The following is a 5,707-nucleotide window of genomic DNA, read 5'->3' as shown; positions in this document are numbered from 1 at the left end:
GGATATAAGCTTGGCGATGACCTACTCTCACATGGGACCTCCCACACTACCATCGGCGCTAAGACGTTTCACTTCTGAGTTCGGGAAGGGATCAGGTGGTTCCATCTTGCTATGTTCACCAAGCAATTCGGTGTGCGGTGCTGACAGAATCAACACTGCAATGTTTGGAATGAGTTGTTTGCTGTTTGTTTTGGTAAACGCTGAATGGAAAACTCAAGCAGATGTATATCGTGTCTGCGAGTTACTCAGTTACGCTCTTTTCACTTTGGTTTCAAAGCTACTTTTGAGTTGTATAGTTAAGCCTCACGGGTAATTAGTACAAGTTAGCTTCATACATTACTGCACTTCCACACCTTGCCTATCAACGTCATAGTCTCTAACGGCCCTTCAGAAGACTTAAAGTCTAGGGAAAACTTATCTTGAGGCAGGTTTCCCGCTTAGATGCTTTCAGCGGTTATCCTTTCCGATCGTAGCTACCCAGCAATGCTCTTGGCAGAACAACTGGAACACCAGCGGATCGTCCACTCCGGTCCTCTCGTACTAGGAGCAGCCCCTCTCAATTTTCCAACGCCCACGGCAGATAGGGACCGAACTGTCTCACGACGTTCTAAACCCAGCTCGCGTACCACTTTAAATGGCGAACAGCCATACCCTTGGGACCGACTTCAGCCCCAGGATGTGATGAGCCGACATCGAGGTGCCAAACACCGCCGTCGATATGAACTCTTGGGCGGTATCAGCCTGTTATCCCCGGAGTACCTTTTATCCGTTGAGCGATGGCCCTTCCACACAGAACCACCGGATCACTAGAACCTGCTTTCGCACCTGCTCGACGTGTCTGTCTCGCAGTCAAGCACCCTTTTACTCTTGCGCTCATTGCACGATGTCCGACCGTGCTGAGGGTACCTTCGCGCTCCTCCGTTACACTTTGGGAGGAGACCGCCCCAGTCAAACTACCCACCATACACTGTCCCTGATCAGGATTCACTGACCCAGGTTAGAACCTCAACAATACCAGGGTGGTATTTCAAGGACGGCTCCACAACAACTGGCGTTGCTGCTTCAAAGCCTCCCACCTATCCTACACAAGTAGTGTCAAAGTCCAGTGCAAAGCTGTAGTAAAGGTTCACGGGGTCTTTCCGTCTAGCCGCGGGTACGCAGCATCTTAACTGCGATTTCAATTTCGCTGAGTCTCGGGTGGAGACAGTGTGGCCATCATTACGCCATTCGTGCAGGTCGGAACTTACCCGACAAGGAATTTCGCTACCTTAGGACCGTTATAGTTACGGCCGCCGTTTACCGGGGCTTCGATCAAGAGCTTCGCTTACGCTAACCCCATCAATTAACCTTCCGGCACCGGGCAGGCGTCACACCCTATACGTCATCTTTCGATTTTGCAGAGTGCTATGTTTTTAGTAAACAGTTGCAGCCACCTGGTCTCTGCAACCCCCACTAGCTTAGAGAGCAAGTCTCATCACCGGCAGGGGCACACCTTCTCCCGAAGTTACGGTGTCATTTTGCCTAGTTCCTTCACCCGAGTTCTCTCAAGCGCCTTAGAATTCTCATCCTGACCACCTGTGTTGGTTTGGGGTACGATTCTTTATGACCTGAAGCTTAGAAGCTTTTCTTGGAAGCATGGCATCAATCACTTCGTCCAAAAGAGGACTCGTCATCGGTTCTCAGTATTAAATGCCCGGATTTACCTAAGCACTCTACCTACAACCTTAAACCTGGACAACCATCGCCAGGCTGATTTAGCCTTCTCCGTCCCTCCATCGCAGTCATAAAAAGTACGGGAATATTAACCCGTTTCCCATCGACTACGCTTTTCAGCCTCGTCTTAGGGGTCGACTAACCCTACGTCGATTAACGTTGCGTAGGAAACCTTGGTCTTTCGGCGAGGGAGCTTTTCACTCCCTTTATCGCTACTCATGTCAGCATTCGCACTTCTGATACCTCCAGGACACTTTACAATGCCCCTTCGCAGGCTTACAGAACGCTCCTCTACCATGCACTATGTGCATCCGCAGCTTCGGTATATCACTTAGCCCCGTTAAATCTTCGGCGCAGGCCGACTCGAACAGTGAGCTATTACGCTTTCTTTAAAGGGTGGCTGCTTCTAAGCCAACCTCCTGTCTGTCTGTGCCTTCCCACATCCTTTCCCACTGAGTGATATTTAGGGACCTTAGCTGGCGGTCTGGGTTGTTTCCCTCTTGACTACGGACGTTAGCACCCGCAGTCTGTCTCCCATGATTGCACTTCTCGGTATTCGGAGTTTGCAATGGGCTGCTAACCCTTGACGGGCCGCTAGACCATAACAGTGCTCTACCCCCGAGAGTGAGACATGAGGCACTACCTAAATAGTTTTCGAGGAGAACCAGCTATCTCCGGGCTTGATTAGCCTTTCACTCCGATCCACAGCTCATCCCCGCATTTTTCAACATACGTGGGTTCGGTCCTCCAGTACCTGTTACGGCACCTTCAACCTGGCCATGGATAGATCGCCCGGTTTCGGGTCTACACCATGCAACTGTTCGCCCAGTTAAGACTCGGTTTCCCTACGGCTCCCCTATTCGGTTAACCTCGCTACATAATGTAAGTCGCTGACCCATTATACAAAAGGTACGCAGTCACCCCGAAGGGCTCCCACTGCTTGTACGTACGCGGTTTCAGGTTCTATTTCACTCCCCTCCAGGGGTTCTTTTCGCCTTTCCCTCACGGTACTGGTTCACTATCGGTCGGTAGAGAGTATTTAGCCTTGGAGGGTGGTCCCCCCATCTTCAGACAGAATTTCACGTGTTCCGTCCTACTCGTTTTCACACTTAATCAGTTTTCGTATACGGGACTATCACCCTGTACCGTTGAACTTTCCAGATCATTCTACTAACTGAATAAATGCTTAAGGGCTGGTCCCCGTTCGCTCGCCGCTACTTAGGGAATCTCGGTTGATTTCTTTTCCTCCGGGTACTTAGATGTTTCAGTTCTCCGGGTTTGCCTCCCACAAGGGGATATCCATAAAGGATGGGTTTTCCCATTCGGAAATCTTCGGGTCACAGGGTATTTGCCACCTCACCGAAGCTTATCGCAGGCTATCACGTCCTTCATCGCCTTCTACCGCCTAGGCATCCACCGCGTACGCTTAATCACTTAACTATACAACTCAAAAATAACCTTAACCTTTTGTGTTGTTCCTAAGAACAATTAAGGCCTAGTGAGTGATGTTTGAACTTTCGTTCACGCAACTAAGTTTCTTCGCTGACACGATATACGCTTGAGTTTTCTCATTCATATATTGCGTTACCTATTACATAAGATATGACTTAATCCTAAAATCAAGTCACATCCCAGCAATGCTGATTAATCATTGAGAGATGATTAATCAGTCGTTTATATGACAAAAATCGGCTGTCATATAAACCTCATTCCAAATTGTTAAAGATCTTCAGTTCCTGTGAACTGAGAAGCGGAATTTTAACATTCCTCTCTCTTTCCAGCAATAAAACTGTTAATAATTTCTCAATCTTACTTTCTAAAATCGAAACCTTATTAACAGGTTAATTGGTGGAGCTATGCGGGATCGAACCGCAGACCTCCTGCGTGCAAAGCAGGCGCTCTCCCAGCTGAGCTATAGCCCCGTGGTGGGTCTGGGTGGATTTGAACCACCGACCTCACCCTTATCAGGGGTGCGCTCTAACCAACTGAGCTACAGACCCGGGTTCTTTATCTACCAGTAAATCAGAGACAATTTATGTGAAAGCTCGCTTAAGCTCGTAACCTTTTTATCTTAAAGGAGGTGATCCAGCCGCAGGTTCCCCTACGGCTACCTTGTTACGACTTCACCCCAGTCATGAACCACAAAGTGGTAAGCGCCCTCCCGAAGGTTAAGCTACCTACTTCTTTTGCAATCCACTCCCATGGTGTGACGGGCGGTGTGTACAAGGCCCGGGAACGTATTCACCGCAACATTCTGATTTGCGATTACTAGCGATTCCGACTTCATGGAGTCGAGTTGCAGACTCCAATCCGGACTACGAAGGGTTTTTTGAGATTAGCTTACTGTCGCCAGTTCGCAACTCTTTGTACCCCCCATTGTAGCACGTGTGTAGCCCATCCCATAAGGGCCATGATGACTTGACGTCGTCCCCGCCTTCCTCCGGTTTATCACCGGCAGTCTCATTAGAGTTCTCAACTAAATGGTAGCAACTAATGATAAGGGTTGCGCTCGTTGCGGGACTTAACCCAACATCTCACGACACGAGCTGACGACAGCCATGCAGCACCTGTCACTGCGTTCCCGAAGGCACCAATCTATCTCTAGAAAGTTCGCAGGATGTCAAGGGATGGTAAGGTTCTTCGCGTTGCATCGAATTAAACCACATGCTCCACCGCTTGTGCGGGCCCCCGTCAATTCCTTTGAGTTTTAATCTTGCGACCGTACTCCCCAGGCGGTCAACTTATCGCGTTAGCTACGTTACTAACCTTTTAAATAAGGCCAACAACTAGTTGACATCGTTTACGGCGTGGACTACCAGGGTATCTAATCCTGTTCGCTCCCCACGCTTTCGCACCTCAGCGTCAATTTTGGACCAGGAAGCCGCCTTCGCCACTGATGTTCCTCCTAATATCTACGCATTTCACTGCTACACTAGGAATTCCGCTTCCCTCTTCCAAATTCTAGACTGCCAGTATCGAATGCAATTCCCAGGTTGAGCCCAGGGCTTTCACAACCGACTTAACAGTCCGCCTACGCGCGCTTTACGCCCAGTAATTCCGAATAACGCTTGCACCCTCTGTATTACCGCGGCTGCTGGCACAGAGTTAGCCGGTGCTTCTTCTAAAGGTAACGTCAAGCTATGCAGTTATTAGCTACATAACCTTCCTCCCAATTGAAAGTGCTTTACAACCCTCGGGCCTTCTTCACACACGCGGCATGGCTGCATCAGGGTTTCCCCCATTGTGCAATATTCCCCACTGCTGCCTCCCGTAGGAGTCTGGGCCGTGTCTCAGTCCCAGTGTGGCTGATCATCCTCTCAAACCAGCTATAGATCGTCGCCTTGGTGAGCCATTACCTCACCAACTAGCTAATCTAACCTAGGCTCATCTTATAGCACGAGGCCCGAAGGTCCCCCGCTTTACTCCTTAGAGCATATTCGGTATTAGCATGCGTTTCCACATGTTGTCCCCAACTATAAGGTAGATTCCTAGGCATTACTCACCCGTCCGCCACTCGTCAGCAAAGAAGCAAGCTTCTTTCTGCTACCGTTCGACTTGCATGTGTTAGGCCTGCCGCCAGCGTTCATTCTGAGCCAGGATCAAACTCTTCAGTTCAATCTTGCTGATATATTTCATTTCCTTCTCAGGAATAAACACTCGGAATTGACAAGTTAAAGCATGATAAATAAATATTCATTTACCATTACATATTTGTCATTTTCGAGATTTTTTATCGGTTACTCACTTAAGGAGCTTCCACATAAATTATCTCTGATTTACCATATTTTTAAAGAACTTAGGTCTCTTCGACAACCGTTAAAAGCGCTTGACTTTTCGTTGTCGGTAAGCCGCTTATTATAAGATGATTTAAAATCCGGTGTCAAATATTTTTTCAAACTTTTTTCACCGACTTCCAACTCATCACAGCTCGTCAGACTTGGTTTTCACTCCAAGTGGCCGCTTCGTTCGCTGCCCCTCGGAACAGCTGCGTATT

At 48.6% G+C, this 5,707-nt stretch carries 2 tRNA genes and 3 rRNA genes; all 5 read right to left on the bottom strand.

Annotated features, from left to right (window positions below):
- Positions 1–8 precede the first annotated feature (8 nt).
- Positions 9–123, bottom strand: a 5S ribosomal RNA gene (rrf, locus tag H8792_RS12260).
- A 169-nt stretch (positions 124–292) separates the two neighbouring features.
- Positions 293–3,153 (bottom strand): 23S ribosomal RNA (locus H8792_RS12255).
- A gap of 406 nt (positions 3,154–3,559) precedes the next feature.
- Positions 3,560–3,635: transfer RNA gene (locus H8792_RS12250), tRNA-Ala, on the bottom strand.
- Position 3,636: 1 nt separating this feature from the next.
- Positions 3,637–3,713, bottom strand: a tRNA-Ile gene (locus H8792_RS12245).
- A 73-nt stretch (positions 3,714–3,786) separates the two neighbouring features.
- Positions 3,787–5,328, bottom strand: a 16S ribosomal RNA gene (locus H8792_RS12240).
- Together the 16S, 23S and 5S rRNA genes with 2 tRNA genes alongside form the textbook arrangement of a ribosomal RNA operon.
- Positions 5,329–5,707: the final 379 nt, after the last annotated feature.

This window comes from Thiomicrorhabdus heinhorstiae (assembly GCF_013391765.2).
Lineage (GTDB): Bacteria > Pseudomonadota > Gammaproteobacteria > Thiomicrospirales > Thiomicrospiraceae > Thiomicrorhabdus > Thiomicrorhabdus heinhorstiae.
Note: the sequence above shows the minus strand (reverse complement) of the source record. Positions and strands in the feature narration are given on the sequence as shown.